We start from the raw sequence: 16,967 nt of genomic DNA on the forward strand, positions 1-16,967 counted from the left end.
TGTAATACCCTGCTTTTTTACTGGTACAATCGTCGCAAGAAAAATATAACGAGTATATTGCACATGTTAAAAGTTGCCTTGCTGTATCAAACTCGTGAAGGGCAGACTGCCAGGATTCTGAATGTTATAAAAACACAGATGGAACAGTGTGGTTTTCAAACGGCAGTATTTGATGTCCGGGACCCATTCGTAAGTATTGACCTGGAGGGTTTTGATGCATTTATTTTAGGCTGTTCTATCCGGTATGGGCGTCATCATAAGGCATTCTGCCAGTTTGTTGAGAACAACTATCAAACTCTGAACGCCAGGCCCAGCTTTTTCTTTTCTGTTAATCTTACGGCCAGAAAGCCGCAGCGTTGCCGCCCTGATAATAATCGCTATCTGCAAAAGTATCTCGCCAGAACCCCCTGGAAACCCGACCTGGTTGACGTGTTTGCTGGCGCCCTGTTGTATACCCGTTATGACCTGTTTAGCAGGCTGGCGATTCAGTTGATTATGAAACTGACTGGAGGTAGTACGGATACGTCAAAGGATATTGAGTATACCGACTGGGAGCGGGTCGATAAGTTTTGCCGCACTGTAGCAGGCCATCTTAATAATAGTGTCAGGCAGAAGCAGACGTCTGAACAGGTTGGTACCGTTGCTGAAGCTTCTGCCTGAGTGGAGTTGGTATTAATCCTTGCAGAGAGGCAGGAGCAGGGCAAAGCCGTAGAGTGCAGGCATAATCAGGGCAGTGGCAAGAATGATCTGGTCCATAACTGAATCCTTTGTTTTATTGTTGTAATTGTTCAGGGGTTCAGATGCTCACTCTTTTAACATATCAGCAAAAAAAGGTGGTTGGAAAGGGGGCAGGGACGTCCATGTCTGCTGACAGAGCATCAACTGTCTACGATTTGCCAGTTGGAAGGCATACCAATATTTAACTGCTGCATCAGGTGTCCAAGACCATTAAGCACCCGGTAGCGGGCATACAGACCACGGTGTACAGCTGTCGTGTATGAGCGTTGGGCCTGAAAGTTTTCGTTCTCACTGTCGAGCAGGTCCAGCAGGGTGCGCTTGCCCAGTTCAAACTGTTTCTGATAGGCCTTTACAGTCTGAGCACTGGCGTCCATGTGCTTTTTAAGATAAGGCTCCTCAGCGCTCAGGTTTTCCATTGCAGCCCAGGCGATTCTGAGGGTTTCCCTGACCATGCGCTGAGTGTCCTGTTGCATGGCATGGCTCTCTTCAACGCGATAGGCCGCTTCCTGACGACGGGCGCTGTCGGAACCACCGCGGAACAGGTTGTACTTCATGGTCAACATGGCCTTGGTATCTTCATGGCGTCCTTTATGGCCGTCGATGTCTTTGTCCCAGCGCTGGCTCAGTGACAGGTCGACGGAGGGCAAAAAGGCACCCCGGGTCTGGTCATAACCGTATTGAGAGGCGCTCAGGTCAAAGTTACTGGCGTGAATGGCAGGGTTATCCTGCAGGGCAATAGCCAGCGCCTGTTCCAGGTCGGCTGGCAGAACCTGCTCGTCAAGACGTGGCATGGTCAGATCATCAGCCGCCTGATTGACCAGACGCAGATATTGCGTTTCGGAGTCTTCAAGGTTGTTGCGGGTGCTGATCATATTGGCACGAGCCCGAGCCAGACGGCCTTCAATCTGGTACAGGTCGGACTGGTTGGCAACGCCTTGCTCCGTACGTTGTTGAATCAGCTTGTAGATGCGTTCATGGGCAGCCAGATTGTTCTTTGCCAGTGTCATTTGCCGGCGGTTTTCCAGCAACTTCAGGTAAACGTCAGCGACCTCCAGAGCCAGACTTTCTGCTTTGGTGCGCAACTGTTCCTTACGACCGTGCTGAAGCTCCTGGGTTTTGCGGTATTCGTTGGTGGTAGACAGACCGTCGTACAGGTTCTGGTTCAGGATCAGGGCATTTTCCTTGGGCCTGAAATCTTTCTCGTTGGTTCCTGCTTTTTCAGTTCTGGGGTTATCAAGCCGCTCATGCCCAATACCGGCTTTCCAGTCTAATGTAGGCAGGTAGCCACCACGGGCTGCCTTGACGCTTTCCTGACTGGCCTGGTAGCGATTGTAGGACGCCTGTGCCTGTGGATTGCTTACCAGAGTTTGTGTAATCGCTTCCTCCAGAGATACCGCATGGACAACTGAGCCCTGAAGGGCAGCAGCAACCAACAAGGCAGGGGCTGAAGCACGAAGTATTTTCATGGAGGCGTGTTCCTCTGAATCATCAAAGCTTGATAAAAGTAGTTCCAGATTTTTGTCAGGCTTGAAGCAGCTGTAAAACTGTCTCAACCACGGTTGTTTTTGCTATCGCAGGCGCACCCTGCCGCGTTAGCTCTGAAGGAGCTTCTCTATAAAAAGAACAGAGTTAACCCGCAGTCGCCTGTCTGACCAGATTGAAACTAGCATAGTTTTTGCAAATTGCAGGGAATTGATATTCATATCAATTTTTTTATATTGTCAGGGGTAAGCTGCAGATTCATAAAAAGGAAAATAATGTTGATCATCAGTAAGCTTGCCGTATTGCTCTTATTCTGTTCATTTCATGTTTTGGCGAGCGGCATTAATACGCTCAGTTCAAGATTAAAACCGGGGGGATTTTATGTTGGAACCGTTAAGCCTGGAACAAAAGTACAATATAAGGACCGGCGAATTCGGGTCTCAGCAGACGGGCAGTTTATTATTGGTTTCGGGCGGGATGCTGATTTAGAGCAGAGTTTCAGCCTTATCCATAAAGATGGCAGATCAGAGCGGATCAGTCTGGCGTTGAAGTCCCGTGAATATGATATCCAGCGTATCAACGGGGTCAAAAAAAAATATGTTCAGCCTGCCCCGGAGGTGATGCAGCGTATTCGTACTGAAGCAAAAGCAGTCGGCCAGTCCCGACAGTTTGATACAGCAGGAAAGGATTTTTTCTCTGGTTTTAGTCAGCCTGCCCAGGGGCGTATTACCGGGGTCTATGGCAGTCAGCGCTTTTTTAATGGTGAACCCAGAAGGCCGCACTACGGTCTGGACTTTGCTGCACCGACAGGAAAGCCTGTTATTGCTGCGGCAGATGGTATTGTCAGGCTGGCGGATAAGGACCTTTATTTTTCAGGTGGTACCATCGTGATTGATCACGGGTTTGGAATTTCCAGCAGCTACCTTCATTTAAGTGCTCTCAGTGTTGAAGAAGGCGATACTGTTGAGCGTGGTCAGCGGATTGGCGAAATAGGAGCGACGGGGCGTGTAACGGGATCGCACCTTGACTGGCGGGTAAACTGGTTTGATGTTCGGCTTGATCCCGCCCTGATGATGCGGTGAACTCTTAATTGTTCAAGATGGCTTTTCTGGAGCGATTCATGGCAATTTACAGTAAACAGACTATTCCTTCAGCCGCTGAGGCATTGCCCGGGCGGGAACAGCCAGTCTCTCTGACTGGACAACATTTTGTACATGGACGGTCACTTCTGGCTCCGTTTCCTGAGTCCTGTGAAGTGATTTATTTTGGGATGGGATGCTTCTGGGGGGCTGAACGACTGTTCTGGAAGCAGACCGGCGTCTGGACGACCGCTGTTGGTTATGCCGGTGGGTACACACCAAACCCTTCTTATCAGGAAGTCTGTTCAGGTGGGACAGGTCATGCTGAGGTGGTGATGGTGGTGTTTGAACCCGGTGTGATGACCATTGAGACACTGATGAAACTGTTCTGGGAGTCTCACGACCCGGGGCAGGGAATGCGTCAGGGCAATGATGTTGGCACCCAGTATCGTTCAGTCATTTTCACAACGACCAGAAGACAGCAGTGTGTGGCTGAAGCGTCGAAGGATGCTTACCAAACGGCGATGACCAGCTGTGGTAAAGGCAAAGTAACGACAGAGATTCAGCAGGCTCCTTCATTCTATTATGCAGAGGAGTATCATCAGCAGTATCTGGCAAAGAATGTTAATGGCTACTGTGCTTTGGGAGGAACCGGAGTCTGTCTGCCGCCTGTTCTGGATACTGATGAAGTCGATCAATAAATAGTAAGGTAAAAAAAACCGGACAGACTCGAAGAGGGGAGTGCTGTCCGGACGCAGTTTGCTGAACGAGTATCCTTCAGGAGTAAAAAAAACCGGTACACAGAAAAGTAGTGACTTTGCTTAACTTCTGCCCTGAGTAAATATACGCTTTGCAGTTCGTTATACACCTATAGATGGCATGGTTTTGCCCGGCTCAAATGTTTTTCTTAATTAAGTTTCTGATTAAAAAACGTGTTGGATTGAGAGCGTCCAGCAATGAATGTTCAACAACATTGCTGTCACCTGAAATCATGGATGCAATGATTTCCCCTGACAAAGGACAGGTGATCAGTCCTCTCGAACCGTGTCCGGTATTCACATACAACCCTTCAAGATAGTCAGCTTTGCCATCAATCAGGGCTTTAGCGTCTTTCCGTAAAAGGGCAAACTGCTTAATAAATGAACTTCTGTTAACAACCGGTCCAACCAAAGGCAGGTAATCAGGGGTTGTGCAACGAAAACCGGTACGCCCCCCTGTCACCTCAGGGCGGTAGTCTGAGACATAGTTTGAGCTGGTTTTCCCCAGAGCGGCATAGACTTCAGGCATCTGGCTGGAGAGCATGTCAAGGTTACGCTGATGGTCTTCTTTTCGTACTGAAAGGCAGTCGTCGTTAAAGTCAAACGTGGCACCCAGTGTGTGTTCATGATCACAGGCTGGTGCTATATACCCTTCACAACACAGGCAGACGGACAACCTGCTACTGCTGGTTGTCTCAGCCACCTGGCTGAGTTGCCCCCGAATGGGCTTTACCGGTAAGTGTTCCAGCTCCGGGAATTGATGGCTGTGAACCCCTCCTGCCACCACGACGACTTCCGACCGTATGATTTCTTCCTGCTGTTTATTAAGCAGAACCCATTCAGACCCTTCTTTTTTAAGAGCCTCTACACTGTGTCCGGTTTCTGTCTGAATGGCTGGGTGATCAGCCAGTGACTGGCAGAAATGTGCAGGTTTTACCCAGCCAGCTTTGGGGAATACCAGTCCGCTGCGGTTAAGTTTGAATCCGGTTAACGTTGCGAGCTGTTCAGAGTCAGCCATAAACAGCAGGTTTTCAGGGAATTGTTCTGCCAGAGATTTATAGCGGTTGAACTCTTTGTCCGTCACTGGCATTTGAACGACGCTGGTTTGATGCCAGTATGGCGAATGGCTGCCCTGTAACTGGTTCATCAGGTTGATGCTGTACAGGTATCCCTGCAGGATAAAACGGCTGAGAGGTGTGTGATGGGGTGACAGCTTGGCATAAAGGATGCCTTGCGGATTGCCGGAGGCTTCTTTTGCCAGTTGTTCATGCTGTTCCAGCAAAGTAACCTGCCAGCCTCGTTCAGCCAGAGACCGGGCGGTGCTGGTACCGGCCAGCCCTCCGCCAATGACGACGGCCTGCTGCCGCTTTGTAACGGGGGCGTCTGGCAGTTGCCACTCGGGACGAACAGCACTTGCAGGTGTGGAGCGCAGGAACTGCCCCCGCAGCATATCCCGCTTTTTGCCAAAGGCGGGTACTTTCTCCACACTGAAACCCGAGCGGATAAGATGGTCACGTACAATCCGGGCAGCCGTAAAGGTGGCATAAGTCGTTTGACTATGGCTTTTATGAGCCATGATGTCGAAGAGTTCAGAACGCCACATATCAGGGTTCTTTGAAGGGGCAAACCCGTCCAGAAACCAGGCATCGACCTTGCCTGAGAAATCGGACAGAGTGTCCAGAACATCACCCGTCAGCAAGGTGAGGCGCACACGTCCGTTGGCGAAGACAAAGTGTTGCTGTCCCTGACAGGCCGGCAGGTACAGGCCGGCCAGTTCCGAAGCCTGTTTCTTCAGTTCCGGCCAGAGTGTCAGCGCCCGCTGAAAGTCGTCCTGCTTCAATGGGTGTTTTTCGGTGCTGATGAAGTGCAGTCGGGAACCGTCAGTTGCCAGTTCATCGAACAGCTGCCAGACACACAAAAAATTAAGCCCGGTACCAAAGCCGGTTTCAGCAATACTGATACATTCACCGGTATTCAGTCTGCTGAAACGCTCAGGAAGCCGGTTTGGCTTAATAAAGGTATGGAACGTTTCTTCCAGTCCGGATTCGGTGGAAAAATAAATATCATTGTACTGGCTGGAAACAGGCTGACCATTGTCCCGCCACTCAAGCTTTGCATGGCTCAGGGCTGGTGCATGGCTCAGGGCTGTGTTTTCCGGATCGCTCATTTTATTGCTGACTACTTATTGTTGCCTGTTTATTGTTGCCTGTTTATTGTTGACTATGTCGCTTCGTACACTTTCTCAGACATTCCCCGGATGCAGGTTTCCCTTTTGATCTGTTCAAACAACTGCTGTGCCTGTTCAGAGGTTTTGCTCATCATGCTTAACCATTGTTTCAGCCGCCCGTCCAGATAGCGCTTAGGGTTGTTTATGCCATAAGGGTGATCCGCTTCAGGGTGTTCGGCTGCCTGCACCACTTTCCGGGTAAATCGTTGCAGTATATCCAGTGATTGAGGCCAGTGCTGCTCATCGCTATGATTTTTTTTGTGTGGCTTGTTGCTGTGTAGAGAGTTGCTGTGTAGATGGTTGCTGTGCTGAATGGCAATGGCTTTTGGCAAGCCTGGATTCCGCAGTACTCCCCGTCCAACCATAATGCGGTTACAGCCGGTAATTTCCCGACACCGACGGGCGTCTTCAGCACTGAATATATCACCATTGGCCACCACCGGGATGGCCACGGCTTCCCTGATTGCCACAATATCTTCCCAGTAAGCAGGCGGTTTGTAGCCCTGTAGTTTGGTGCGGGCGTGTACTGCCAGACCATTTGCGCCCGCGTCTTCTATGGCTCTGGCGTTATCAATGGCAAGGTCGCCATCCAGATAGCCGAGGCGTATTTTTGCCGTTACCGGGATCTCGTCGGGTACTGCCAGGCGAACGGCTTTTACGATGTCATGAATCAGCTCTGGCTCCTGTAGCAGGATGGCACCGCCTTTGTGTCGATTCACCGTTTTTGCCGGACAGCCAAAGTTTAAATCGATTCCACGGGCGCCAAGTTTTGCGGCTTTCGCGGCATTCAGTGCCAGCAACTGTGGATTGTTGCCAAGAAACTGGATATGGACAGGTGTTCCGGACCGGGTCTGGCAGCCATGCTTCAGTTCCGGACAGATGCGATGAAAGACCGAGGTTGGCAACCGGGTATCGGTGACACGAATAAACTCGGTTACGCACAGATCGATGCCTCCGACTTCGCTGAGAAGTTCCCGTAATAGATAGTCAATAACGCCTTCCATCGGGGCGAGAGTAATGTGGTTCATGAGTTTGGCATGCTTGATTGATTGTATGGGCAGTTTGTATGAGTAGTTTGTATGAGTAGTTTGTATAAATAGTTGGCAGTTGCTGGAATCTATCAGAATTTTCAAGTGCAACAAACCGTGTTTGTTACTCAGTTTTCAGTCAAAAAGAACCCCGAAGAGTTGCAGAGATGGCGTTTTTTTCAGATGCCCGGCTTTTGCTGGCACTGAGAGAACTCTGGAGACTGTGGTGTAGTTTGTTTTTCTTCAAACGTTTGTTGTTTGACCTGTTCAAATGGTAAGCAAAAAAAAAGACGTCAAATCAGTATTTTCCGAAAGTATGTAGTTCTATTGATTTGAGTTCGTGCAAATACGGTGGTGCTGTTGCAGATTATTACCCGTAAAACTGCAACTGTATGTAATTTGTGCAGAATGCGCGACGGGTGCTTATTGGTTAATAAGTTAAATGTCGGGCGAGACCGAATTTAAACAATTTTTAGATTGCGCCAGTTTCTGTGATAGCAAGGCAAACATCACAACGGAATGTTTCTTTTCACGGAAAAATTATCTGAATGGCCGATGCGGGGTGAAATCGGCAGGGGCAATCTCCGCTCACTAATTAAGCAAAGGACTAGAGCCGTATGGTTTCATCTGATCTGTTACTGGAAGGTGTGAACCTCATGTTGTTTGGGATGGGGTTTGTATTCCTGTTCCTGACTTCGCTGGTGGGTGTGACATCAACCATGTCGAAAGTGGTTACCCGCTTTTTTCCAGACCCTTTACCGGCGGCACCAGCGCCCAGGGCAGCAGCGCCTGCTGCAGCGGCCTCTGACGATAATGAGCTGGTTGCCGCGATCACCGCTGCCATCAAAATGCATCGGGATAAACAGTCTTAATCAGCTTCCTGTGGGCAGAAAGCTTTTACAGCTGTGAGCTGAGGGCTCTCGGAGCGAGAGCCATAAAAACAAATTTTGTGTAATTGAAACTTGTCATTTAGGGGAGATCCTTCACCAATGGCCAACGTAAAGAAACCACTGGGTATTACCGACGTTGTATTGCGTGACGCGCATCAATCACTGTTTGCGACCCGCATGCGTATCGAAGATATGCTGCCAATCGCTGAGAAGCTGGACGACATTGGCTTCTGGTCTCTGGAAACCTGGGGTGGTGCGACTTTCGATTCCTGTATCCGCTTTCTGGGTGAAGATCCGTGGGAGCGCCTGCGCGCCCTGAAAAAGGCGATGCCAAAAACCAAACAGCAAATGCTGCTGCGCGGTCAGAATCTGCTGGGCTACCGTCACTACGCTGACGATGTTGTTGACAAGTTTGTAGAGCGTGCCTGTGTCAATGGTATGGACGTATTCCGTGTCTTCGACGCTATGAACGATCCACGTAACCTGAAGCAGGCTATGCAGGTGGTTAAGCGTCACGGCGGTCACGCTCAGGGTACTCTGTCTTACACGACCAGTGAAGTACATACAACAGATATGTGGCTGAGCCTGGCGAAGCAGATTGAGGATATGGGGGCTGACTCTCTGTGCATCAAGGATATGTCCGGCATCATCACGCCTACAGACGCTTTTGATCTGGTGACACGCCTGAAGAAAGAAACCGATCTGGAGCTGCACCTGCACTGTCACGCGACTTCCGGTCTGTCTTCCATGTCCATTCTGAAGGCCGTGGAAGCGGGTATCGATCGTGTGGATACAGCCATTTCTTCCATGTCCATGACTTATGGGCATTCTCCAACCGAGTCCATCGTAGCTGCTCTGCAGGGTACTGACCGCGATACGGGTCTGGACCTGGGTAAGCTGGAAGAGATCGCTTCCTACTTCCGTGAAGTGCGTAAGAAGTACGCTAAGTTCGAAGGTGCTTTGCGCGGCGTTGACTCCCGCATTCTGGTCGCTCAGGTGCCAGGCGGCATGTTGACTAACATGGAAAACCAGCTGCGCGAGCAGGGTGCTTCTGACAAGTTTGACGAAGTACTGAAAGAGATTCCTCGTGTACGTAAAGATCTGGGCATGATCGCGCTGGTGACTCCAACCTCTCAGATTGTCGGTACCCAGGCGGTACTGAACGTTCTGACCGGCGAGCGTTATAAATCTATCTCCAAGGAAACTCAGGGCATCCTGAAAGGCGAGTACGGTGCTGCACCGGCTCCATTTAACAAAGAGCTGCAAGAGCGCGTACTGGATGGTGCCAAAGCTATCACCTGTCGTCCGGCGGATCTGCTGGAAGCAGAGATGGACAAGCTGACCGCTGAACTGAAGGACGTTGCTGGCGACAAAGGCATCAAGCTGGCTTCTGACGAAGTAGACGACGTTCTGACTTATGCGCTGTTCCCACAGGTAGGTCTGAAGTTCCTGCAGAATCGTGGCAATGCTGATGCCTTTGAGCCTGCCCCGGGTACTGAAAAGGTTGAAGAAAAAGCACCCGCTGCCCCGGCGACAAAGAAAGCGGCTGCTTCCGACACTGGCGTTTACAGCGTGAAGGTAAATGGCAACAGCTATGTCGTGGAAGTGAGTGAAGGTGGTGACGTATCCAGTGTCGCACCAGCTGCTCCTGCCGCTGCCGCTCCTGCAGCTGAGCCTGTTGGTGAAGGTGAGCCAATGCCTGCTCCTCTGGCGGGTAACATCTGGAAAGTGAACGTTGCTGCCGGTGATGCGGTGAATGAAGGTGACGTACTGCTGATTCTGGAAGCCATGAAGATGGAGACCGAAGTACGTGCGCCACGCAGCGGTAAGGTCACTTCTGTGGGTGTTCGTGAAGGCGACAGTGTTGTCGTAGGCGACACTTTGCTGGCCATTGCCTGATCCACGGGAGCGATAGCAATAATGGATAAGGTGCTAAACCTCTGGTACGGCTCTGGCCTGTACAATATGACCATCGGTCAGTTCGCCATGATAGTGGTAGGCTTTGTCCTGCTCTATCTGGCGATTCGCAAGCAGTTCGAGCCTCTGTTGCTGGTGCCAATCGGCTTTGGTGGCATTATGGCGAATATTCCTGCGGCTGGTCTGGCGCTTCCTGCCATAGAGCAGGCCATGTCTATCGCTCATCCTCAGGTGGTTGCTGCTGTTGCAGCAGTCCTTGAGGTTGAAGTGACAGGCGTGAGCCCTTATGAGCTGGTAAGTCTTTATAACGAAGCGGGTGTGGCTGTGCAGCAGGCTGTTCACGCAGTGGTTGCTGACTTTGGTTACTCTAACGGTGTCTTGTATACCTTCTATGAAGTAGCGATTGCAACGGGTGTTGCGCCGCTGGTGATCTTCATGGGTGTCGGTGCCATGACGGACTTTGGTCCGCTGCTGGCTAATCCGAAAACTCTGTTCCTGGGTGCCGCTGCGCAGTTTGGTATTTTTGCCACTGTGCTGGGAGCTGTGGGTCTGAGTTCCATGGGGCTGATGAACTTCAGTCTGGCAGATGCTGCGGCGATCGGTATTATCGGTGGTGCGGATGGCCCGACGGCGATCTATGTATCCAGTGTACTGGCTCCGGAACTGCTGGGTGCGATTGCGGTAGCGGCGTACTCTTACATGGCTCTGGTACCTCTGATTCAGCCGCCTATCATGAAGGCGCTGACGACAGAGGAAGAGCGCAAGATTGTTATGGTGCAGCTGCGTTCTGTCAGCAAGACCGAGCGTATTGTGTTCCCGTTGCTGCTGCTGGTGCTGGTGGCTCTGTTGCTGCCTGATGCAGCGCCGCTGCTGGGCATGTTCTGCTTTGGTAACCTGATGAAAGAGTGTGGTGTTGTGGAGCGTCTGTCTGACACGGTTCAGAATGCGCTGATCAACATTGTCACCATTTTCCTGGGTCTTGCAGTCGGTTCCAAGCTGGTGGCTGACAAGTTCCTGCAGCCAGAAACGCTGGGTATCCTGTCTCTGGGTATTGTGGCGTTCTGTATCGGTACGGCGACCGGCCTGCTGATGGCTAAGCTGATGAACAAGGTCAGCAAGCACAAGGTGAATCCTCTGATTGGTTCTGCCGGTGTGTCTGCTGTGCCGATGGCGGCGCGGGTAGCCAACAAGGTGGGTCTGGAGGCGAATCCACAGAACTTCCTGTTGATGCACGCTATGGGACCAAACGTAGCGGGTGTTATCGGCTCTGCGGTAGCGGCTGGTGTGATGATTAAATATCTGTCCGGTATGTAATTGTTCACTGCTGACAATTGATGGTAAAAAATCCGGCATTCAGTGTGATGTCGGATTTTTTACTTTAACAGGCACTACGAAATTAATAGACGCTATGGAATTAACAGGCGCTATGAAAAATGAAAACTAACGGATGATATAAACTGGTCGTGAATTTTAACCGGGTTACTCATTCCCGGAAGGTGATCTATTTTCGACACTTGTCCAACATGCTGAAGGTTGGGTACGACCTTGCCGACAGAGGAAACCGGGTCGCCGGCTATCAGTATATGTTGTATTTCGGTAATCGCAGTAGCAACGCTCTGTTCATCGCGGTTATCATTAATCGCATTGACCGCAGCTTTGCCAAGTTCGGCCGAGCAATACCCGGTAGCTGCAATTTTACAATTTCCTGTACTCAGGTTGGCCGCAGCATAAGTGGCCATACCTCCACCCAATGAGTGACCATAAACAGCAACGTTAAAGCCGGCATGTTTAATCAATGCTGCTAACAGAAGCTCTGCTTCAACGTAACATTTTGGCAATCCACCTAAGCCATTTTTTAAGTTTGCTCCCCACTGCGACAGGGTTTGGACAAGGTTAGCCTTGCTCCTTTGTGCCAGATTGCCAGCTGTTGTCCCCGATGTTGTACCTCCGAAAATGAGATTATAAGTACCTTTTCCCAGTATGACATAGGCCACCAGTCCGGATTTGGAGGTTATGATATTGAGGGGTTTGCGTGTGCTGGCACTCGCACCTGCATCGGGTTGGGCATCTGCGCTGGCACTGGTAATCACGAGCGACAGTTCCTCGCCGCCAGGAAGCTGCTGGGCAGATTTTGCGATCTTGAATGCCATGGCTGGATCGACTGTGTACCCCGGTGGTAACTGGCTTTCATCCTGGTGATAGGGAAAGCTCGCCATTTGTGCGTTGGCCAGTGCAGGGTCAATGGTTGCACGACGTCTGCAGCCTGTTCTTGAAAAACCAGATCTAAGCATTCTCCTCTCCCTTCTACAGGAGTGACTGACAGATGTTTATCCGTCTCATTAATCGTCCATGCATGAATACTTTCAAGACAGCAAAAACCAGCTGTCCGTTAGAGTCTGTCCGGGTTTCTTCTTTTTGACCGGGAATGTTTGACTCTACCTTTCCAGTTCGTAGTGGGATCAATGTTAGCAGCATAGACCATCAGACAGGGTGTCATTACTCTTCATCAATCCGCCACATAATATTGGAAAATTGAATTTATATTGATTTGATGCAGCTCTGTTGATTGACAGTATGGGGGCTTAACCGTAAAACATGACTTTTTTAACGAGTATTCAGGTTGATTGATGGAATATAAAAGTCATGCGGTTCCCGTGAAAAAAAGCATTGCGCTGGTAGCACACGATAATAAAAAAGATGAGCTGGTAGGCTGGGCAATGCGTCACAGGGATGAGCTGGTTAATCATGAGCTCTATGCGACAGGCACAACAGGTGGGTTGCTTGAGCGCCATCTTGAGCTTCCAATTCATAAGTTTATCAGTGGTCCGCTGGGTGGGGATCAGCAGATAGGTGCGCTGATCTCAGAGAGTAAGCTGGATTTGCTGGTGTTTTTCTGGGACCCGTTTGAGTCGCAGCCACACGATCCGGATGTCAAAGCTCTGCTGAGGATTGCTGCGGTATGGAATATTCCGGTGGCCTGTAACGAGAGTTCGGCAGACTTTGTCTTTTCGTCTCCTATGATGAAGGCGAGTCACGAGCGAAGAATACCTGACTATGACAGCTATCTTCGTTCCAGATCGTTCTAATCTTATATGCCCACTTGTTTTTAAGTGGGCATATATAAGTTATAGCTAACTCAAGCTATCCTGCCGATAACCTGTGAAACGAGCTGATAGATTATTCAACCGGTGTTGAATGATCTGGAAAGAATTCTGGTTCAGCTTTGGAGCTGAAATGCGAGATGCCAGTCTTCAGGCGTCTGTTATGCTATCGTTCTGGCCTACAAAGTGACGACGCTTTTTGTAGGTCACTTTGGGTGCCCGGGCTGGTTTGTCTTCTGATGGGTTCTGGAACGTTGCGTTATTCGAAAGAATCGATTTACCTGACCGGTTATAGTTTCTGTTTCTAATCCTTTCGGATCGGGGTTTCATGCTGGTTTCGGAATGAATTCCGGTGTTAGCTGAAGTGATGTCAAACGAGTCATTAAATCTGGGTTTGTCGAATTTGTGATCAATAGTATGAATTGAATCACCGGCTTCCAGAGAGCCACCTTCTTCATCGTTATTTATTTCCTGCGTATCCTGTTCCTCCTGCATATTCAGTCGCATTCGGTATGGGTGACCGTATCCGCGTCTGCGTCTTGGTTTGTGTGACTTCGGCTCTGGCGGTTTAAGGCCAGTAAATTGCTCGTAGACAGTGGCATAAATGTATTTGCTCATTATTGCCTCCAGTTAAGATTCATCCCAGATTATTAAGTTAATGTCTTTATTTGTTGTACGATGGTAGTAAATACCCAAAAGAGCATGTATAGGTAACAGTACCTAAATAAAATTAACATTACTTAGGCAAAAAAAATCATGGTTGAATTTTGATTCAATCGAATCATAGCAGGTCGATTATTTCTGACGTTATTTGTTTCATAATATTTTTGAATGTAAGAGGGTTGTTAATAACCAATCTGTTAATTGAGTTTTTTTGTATGTGCAAAATAAAAACAGTACAAATGGCTGCTGAGTGTATTTGATTATATTGATTATGCTTTTAGGGAAATTCAGCAATTAACTGCATTGAGTGATGAGGGTGGGGTGAAAGTGTTGTCTGATGACTGGTCGCTGGTTGAATGTGATTGAACGTGTTAACTAAAATTTGGCACGTACGTAGGTATTAGCCCTGATAGTGGAAAAACCGTACATGGGATATGTTTGCCAGAGCAATTTTAAGCGGCTGCAGGCAATGAGATTAAGCAGAAGAATCTGTTCATGCAGGACTTCTGTTATCAGCTATAACTATGTCAGCAAGTTTGGTAAAGAGTGTTTTGAAAACCTTCTGTATGGCAATTTACATTATGTAATTTACTATACAGGCAGATGTCGAGTTTTGACCTAGCTCAACTCTCACTCTCAATAATGGTTCCACCCTTTTGACCATAGCCTTCGCAACATACGACTTTTATCTGATATCTCCGCAGCACTTTGACAGACTCAAAAACACGAGGAGCTTGCTGAATGAGCACTCAAGTCAACGAAACTCCCGCAGCATGGGAAGGTTTTGTTCAGGGCGACTGGGCAAACAGCGTAAACGTTCGCGACTTTATCCAGAAGAACTACACCCCTTATGAAGGTGGTGACGAGTTCCTGACCGGTGCGACAAAGGCCACAGATACCCTGTGGGCTGATGTCATGGAAGGCATCAAGCAGGAAAACCGCACTCATGCGCCGGTTGATTTCGATACTGACCTGCCTTCTACCATCACTTCTCACGACGCAGGTTACATCCGCAAGGATCTGGAAACCATCGTTGGCCTGCAGACTGACAAGCCTCTGAAACGTGCCATTATTGCTAATGGCGGCATTCGCATGGTTGAGACTTCCTGTCAGGTGTACGGTAAAGAGCTGGACCCGATGGTCAAGAAAATCTTTACCGAGTATCGCAAGACTCACAACGCCGGTGTATTCGACGTTTACACTCCGGACGTTCGCGCCTGCCGCAAGTCTGGTGTTATCACCGGTCTGCCGGATGCTTACGGTCGTGGTCGTATTATCGGCGACTACCGTCGTATTGCCCTGTACGGTATCGACTTCCTGATCAATGACAAGAAAGCTCAGCACAAGAGTCTGGACAAAGTTCTGGAAAGTGGTGAGAAGCTGGAGCGTACCCTGCAGCTGCGTGAAGAGATCATGGAGCAGATCCGTGCTCTGATGCAGATTAAGGAGATGGCCGCCAAGTACGAGTGCGACATTTCTGTACCTGCTAAGAACGCTCAGGAAGCTATACAGTGGACTTACTTTGGTTACCTGGCCGCTGTTAAATCCCAGAACGGTGCAGCGATGTCTCTGGGTCGTGTTGCTTCCTTCCTGGACGTTTACATCGAGCGTGACCTGAAAGCGGGTTTGATCACTGAAGAGCAGTCTCAGGAAATGATCGACCACTTCGTTATGAAGCTGCGTATGGTTCGCTTCCTGCGTACACCTGATTACGATGATCTGTTCTCCGGCGACCCGATCTGGGCGACTGAGTCCATCGGTGGTATGGGTCTGGACGGCCGTACACTGGTTACCAAGAACAGCTTCCGTTTCCTGAATACTCTGTACACCATGGGGCCGTCTCCGGAGCCAAACATCACTGTACTGTGGTCTGAAGAACTGCCGCAGGGCTTCAAAGAGTACTGTGCTAAAGTGTCCATCGACACCAGCTCTATCCAGTACGAAAACGATGACCTGATGCGTCCGGACATGGATAGCGATGACTACGCTATTGCCTGCTGTGTATCCCCGATGGTTCTGGGTAAGCAGATGCAGTTCTTCGGCGCTCGTGCCAACCTGGCCAAGACTCTGCTGCTGGCGATCAACGGTGGTGTGGATGAGAAAACTGGTCTGCAGGTAGGTCCAAAGTCTGACGCGATTACTAGTGATGTTCTGGAATACGAAGACGTTAACTCCCGTCTGGACAGTTTCATGGACTGGCTGGCGACTCAGTACGTGACAGCTTTGAACTGCATCCACTACATGCACGACAAGTACTCCTACGAAGCCTCCCTGATGGCTTTGCACGATCGTGACGTAGTACGTACCATGGCTTGTGGTATTGCTGGTCTGTCTGTTGCAGCTGACTCCCTGGCAGCGATCAAGTTTGCTAAAGTTAAGGCGGTTCGTGATGAGAACGGTATTGCGACTGACTTCGAGATTGAAGGCGACTATCCTAAGTTCGGTAACAACGATGAGCGTGTAGACGCCATTGCCTGTGATCTGGTTGAGCGGTTCATGACTAAGATCGCTTCTAACAATATGTATCGTGAAGCGGTTCCAACTCAGTCTATCCTGACTATCACTTCCAACGTTGTGTATGGTAAGAAGACCGGTAACACACCAGACGGTCGTCGTGCAGGACAGCCATTTGGTCCGGGCGCTAACCCAATGCACGGTCGTGACACCAGTGGTGCGATTGCATCCCTGAGTTCTGTTGCCAAACTGCCATTTGCTTACGCAAAAGACGGTATTTCCTACACCTTCTCTATCGTGCCAAAGGCGCTGGGTAAGGATGAGGACAGCCGTCGTCGTAACCTGGTCGGCCTGATGGATGGTTACTTCCACAACGAAGGTCAGGAAGTTGAGGGCGGTCAGCACCTGAACGTCAACGTACTGAACCGTGAAATGCTGGAAGACGCTGTCGAGAATCCTGACAAGTATCCTTCTCTGACTATTCGTGTATCCGGTTACGCAGTGCGCTTTAACTCTCTGACCCCAGAGCAGCAGCGCGATGTTATCACTCGTACCTTTACCTCTTCCATGTAAAGAAAAGCGTTTGACGCTTAACGATGTGATCTGAAAAAGGCCGGCTTTAAGTCGGCC

At 49.7% G+C, this 16,967-nt stretch carries 13 protein-coding genes; 8 read left to right on the forward strand and 5 right to left on the reverse strand.

The genetic code is table 11. The features are described 5' to 3' along the window. The first annotated feature begins 63 nt into the window (after nt 1–63). Complete coding sequence (gene hemG / locus V5J35_RS18385; RefSeq protein ID WP_354008543.1) at nt 64–660, forward strand: menaquinone-dependent protoporphyrinogen IX dehydrogenase; 597 nt, start codon at nt 64–66, stop codon at nt 658–660. A 218-nt stretch (nt 661–878) separates the two neighbouring features. On the opposite strand, the gene V5J35_RS18390 is transcribed toward hemG, so the two are convergent. Beyond that, complete coding sequence (locus V5J35_RS18390; protein ID WP_354008544.1) at nt 879–2,204, reverse strand: TolC family outer membrane protein; 1,326 nt, start codon at nt 2,202–2,204, stop codon at nt 879–881. Between the two features lie 291 nt (nt 2,205–2,495). Between V5J35_RS18390 and V5J35_RS18395 the strand changes: the two genes are divergently transcribed. Both V5J35_RS18395 and msrA read left to right on the forward strand, forming a co-directional pair. Then, complete coding sequence (locus tag V5J35_RS18395; protein WP_354008545.1) at nt 2,496–3,302, forward strand: M23 family metallopeptidase; 807 nt, start codon at nt 2,496–2,498, stop codon at nt 3,300–3,302. 38 nt (nt 3,303–3,340) lie between these two features. Continuing rightward, the gene (gene msrA, locus V5J35_RS18400) at nt 3,341–4,000 is read left to right on the forward strand and encodes a peptide-methionine (S)-S-oxide reductase MsrA (RefSeq protein WP_354016468.1); all 660 of its coding nucleotides are present in this window, start codon (nt 3,341–3,343) and stop codon (nt 3,998–4,000) included. Between the two features lie 193 nt (nt 4,001–4,193). Here the strand turns inward: msrA and mnmC are convergent, their stop codons facing one another. After that, the gene (mnmC, locus tag V5J35_RS18405; protein ID WP_354008548.1) at nt 4,194–6,224 is read right to left on the reverse strand and encodes a bifunctional tRNA (5-methylaminomethyl-2-thiouridine)(34)-methyltransferase MnmC2/FAD-dependent 5-carboxymethylaminomethyl-2-thiouridine(34) oxidoreductase MnmC1; all 2,031 of its coding nucleotides are present in this window, start codon (nt 6,222–6,224) and stop codon (nt 4,194–4,196) included. Nucleotides 6,225–6,277: 53 nt separating this feature from the next. Continuing rightward, entirely contained in the window at nt 6,278–7,312 is a 1,035-nt protein-coding gene (locus V5J35_RS18410; RefSeq protein ID WP_354008549.1) for a tRNA-dihydrouridine synthase, read from the reverse strand. Between the two features lie 617 nt (nt 7,313–7,929). Between V5J35_RS18410 and V5J35_RS18415 the strand changes: the two genes are divergently transcribed. The 3 genes from V5J35_RS18415 to V5J35_RS18425 all read left to right on the forward strand — a co-directional run bounded on the left by V5J35_RS18415 (nt 7,930) and on the right by V5J35_RS18425 (nt 11,433). Further along, on the forward strand, nt 7,930–8,184 hold the full coding sequence (locus tag V5J35_RS18415; RefSeq protein ID WP_354008550.1) for an OadG family protein: 255 nt from the start codon (nt 7,930–7,932) through the stop codon (nt 8,182–8,184). A gap of 117 nt (nt 8,185–8,301) precedes the next feature. Then, entirely contained in the window at nt 8,302–10,101 is a 1,800-nt protein-coding gene (gene oadA / locus V5J35_RS18420) for a sodium-extruding oxaloacetate decarboxylase subunit alpha (RefSeq protein ID WP_354008551.1), read from the forward strand. A gap of 21 nt (nt 10,102–10,122) precedes the next feature. Next, on the forward strand, nt 10,123–11,433 hold the full coding sequence (locus tag V5J35_RS18425) for a sodium ion-translocating decarboxylase subunit beta (RefSeq protein ID WP_354008552.1): 1,311 nt from the start codon (nt 10,123–10,125) through the stop codon (nt 11,431–11,433). Nucleotides 11,434–11,543: 110 nt separating this feature from the next. Here the strand turns inward: V5J35_RS18425 and V5J35_RS18430 are convergent, their stop codons facing one another. Further along, nucleotides 11,544–12,269, reverse strand: coding sequence for an alpha/beta hydrolase (locus V5J35_RS18430; RefSeq protein ID WP_354008553.1), 726 nt, complete (start codon nt 12,267–12,269; stop codon nt 11,544–11,546). Nucleotides 12,270–12,746: 477 nt separating this feature from the next. Between V5J35_RS18430 and V5J35_RS18435 the strand changes: the two genes are divergently transcribed. Next, entirely contained in the window at nt 12,747–13,205 is a 459-nt protein-coding gene (locus V5J35_RS18435; RefSeq protein ID WP_354008554.1) for a methylglyoxal synthase, read from the forward strand. Nucleotides 13,206–13,370: 165 nt separating this feature from the next. On the opposite strand, the gene V5J35_RS18440 is transcribed toward V5J35_RS18435, so the two are convergent. After that, complete coding sequence (locus tag V5J35_RS18440; protein WP_354008555.1) at nt 13,371–13,838, reverse strand: hypothetical protein; 468 nt, start codon at nt 13,836–13,838, stop codon at nt 13,371–13,373. A gap of 786 nt (nt 13,839–14,624) precedes the next feature. On the opposite strand from V5J35_RS18440, the gene pflB reads away from it, so the two are divergent. Continuing rightward, a complete protein-coding gene (pflB, locus tag V5J35_RS18445; RefSeq protein WP_354008556.1) occupies nt 14,625–16,910 on the forward strand; it encodes a formate C-acetyltransferase in 2,286 nt (761 codons plus the stop codon). Nucleotides 16,911–16,967 lie beyond the last annotated feature (57 nt).

The sequence above is a fragment of the Endozoicomonas sp. NE40 genome (genome assembly GCF_040549045.1).
In the GTDB taxonomy this organism is placed as follows: Bacteria; Pseudomonadota; Gammaproteobacteria; order Pseudomonadales; family Endozoicomonadaceae; genus Endozoicomonas_A; species Endozoicomonas_A lisbonensis.

What these genes read in the sequence shown, in the direction of transcription:
- hemG (WP_354008543.1), top strand. Translation starts at nt 64, where the DNA reads ATGTTAAAAGTTGCCTTGCTGTATCAAACTCGTGAAGGGCAGACTGCC.
- V5J35_RS18390 (WP_354008544.1), bottom strand. Translation starts at nt 2,204, where the DNA reads ATGAAAATACTTCGTGCTTCAGCCCCTGCCTTGTTGGTTGCTGCTGCC.
- V5J35_RS18395 (WP_354008545.1), top strand. Translation starts at nt 2,496, where the DNA reads ATGTTGATCATCAGTAAGCTTGCCGTATTGCTCTTATTCTGTTCATTT.
- msrA (WP_354016468.1), top strand. Translation starts at nt 3,341, where the DNA reads ATGGCAATTTACAGTAAACAGACTATTCCTTCAGCCGCTGAGGCATTG.
- mnmC (WP_354008548.1), bottom strand. Translation starts at nt 6,224, where the DNA reads ATGAGCGATCCGGAAAACACAGCCCTGAGCCATGCACCAGCCCTGAGC.
- V5J35_RS18410 (WP_354008549.1), bottom strand. Translation starts at nt 7,312, where the DNA reads ATGAACCACATTACTCTCGCCCCGATGGAAGGCGTTATTGACTATCTA.
- V5J35_RS18415 (WP_354008550.1), top strand. Translation starts at nt 7,930, where the DNA reads ATGGTTTCATCTGATCTGTTACTGGAAGGTGTGAACCTCATGTTGTTT.
- oadA (WP_354008551.1), top strand. Translation starts at nt 8,302, where the DNA reads ATGGCCAACGTAAAGAAACCACTGGGTATTACCGACGTTGTATTGCGT.
- V5J35_RS18425 (WP_354008552.1), top strand. Translation starts at nt 10,123, where the DNA reads ATGGATAAGGTGCTAAACCTCTGGTACGGCTCTGGCCTGTACAATATG.
- V5J35_RS18430 (WP_354008553.1), bottom strand. Translation starts at nt 12,269, where the DNA reads ATGGCATTCAAGATCGCAAAATCTGCCCAGCAGCTTCCTGGCGGCGAG.
- V5J35_RS18435 (WP_354008554.1), top strand. Translation starts at nt 12,747, where the DNA reads ATGGAATATAAAAGTCATGCGGTTCCCGTGAAAAAAAGCATTGCGCTG.
- V5J35_RS18440 (WP_354008555.1), bottom strand. Translation starts at nt 13,838, where the DNA reads ATGAGCAAATACATTTATGCCACTGTCTACGAGCAATTTACTGGCCTT.
- pflB (WP_354008556.1), top strand. Translation starts at nt 14,625, where the DNA reads ATGAGCACTCAAGTCAACGAAACTCCCGCAGCATGGGAAGGTTTTGTT.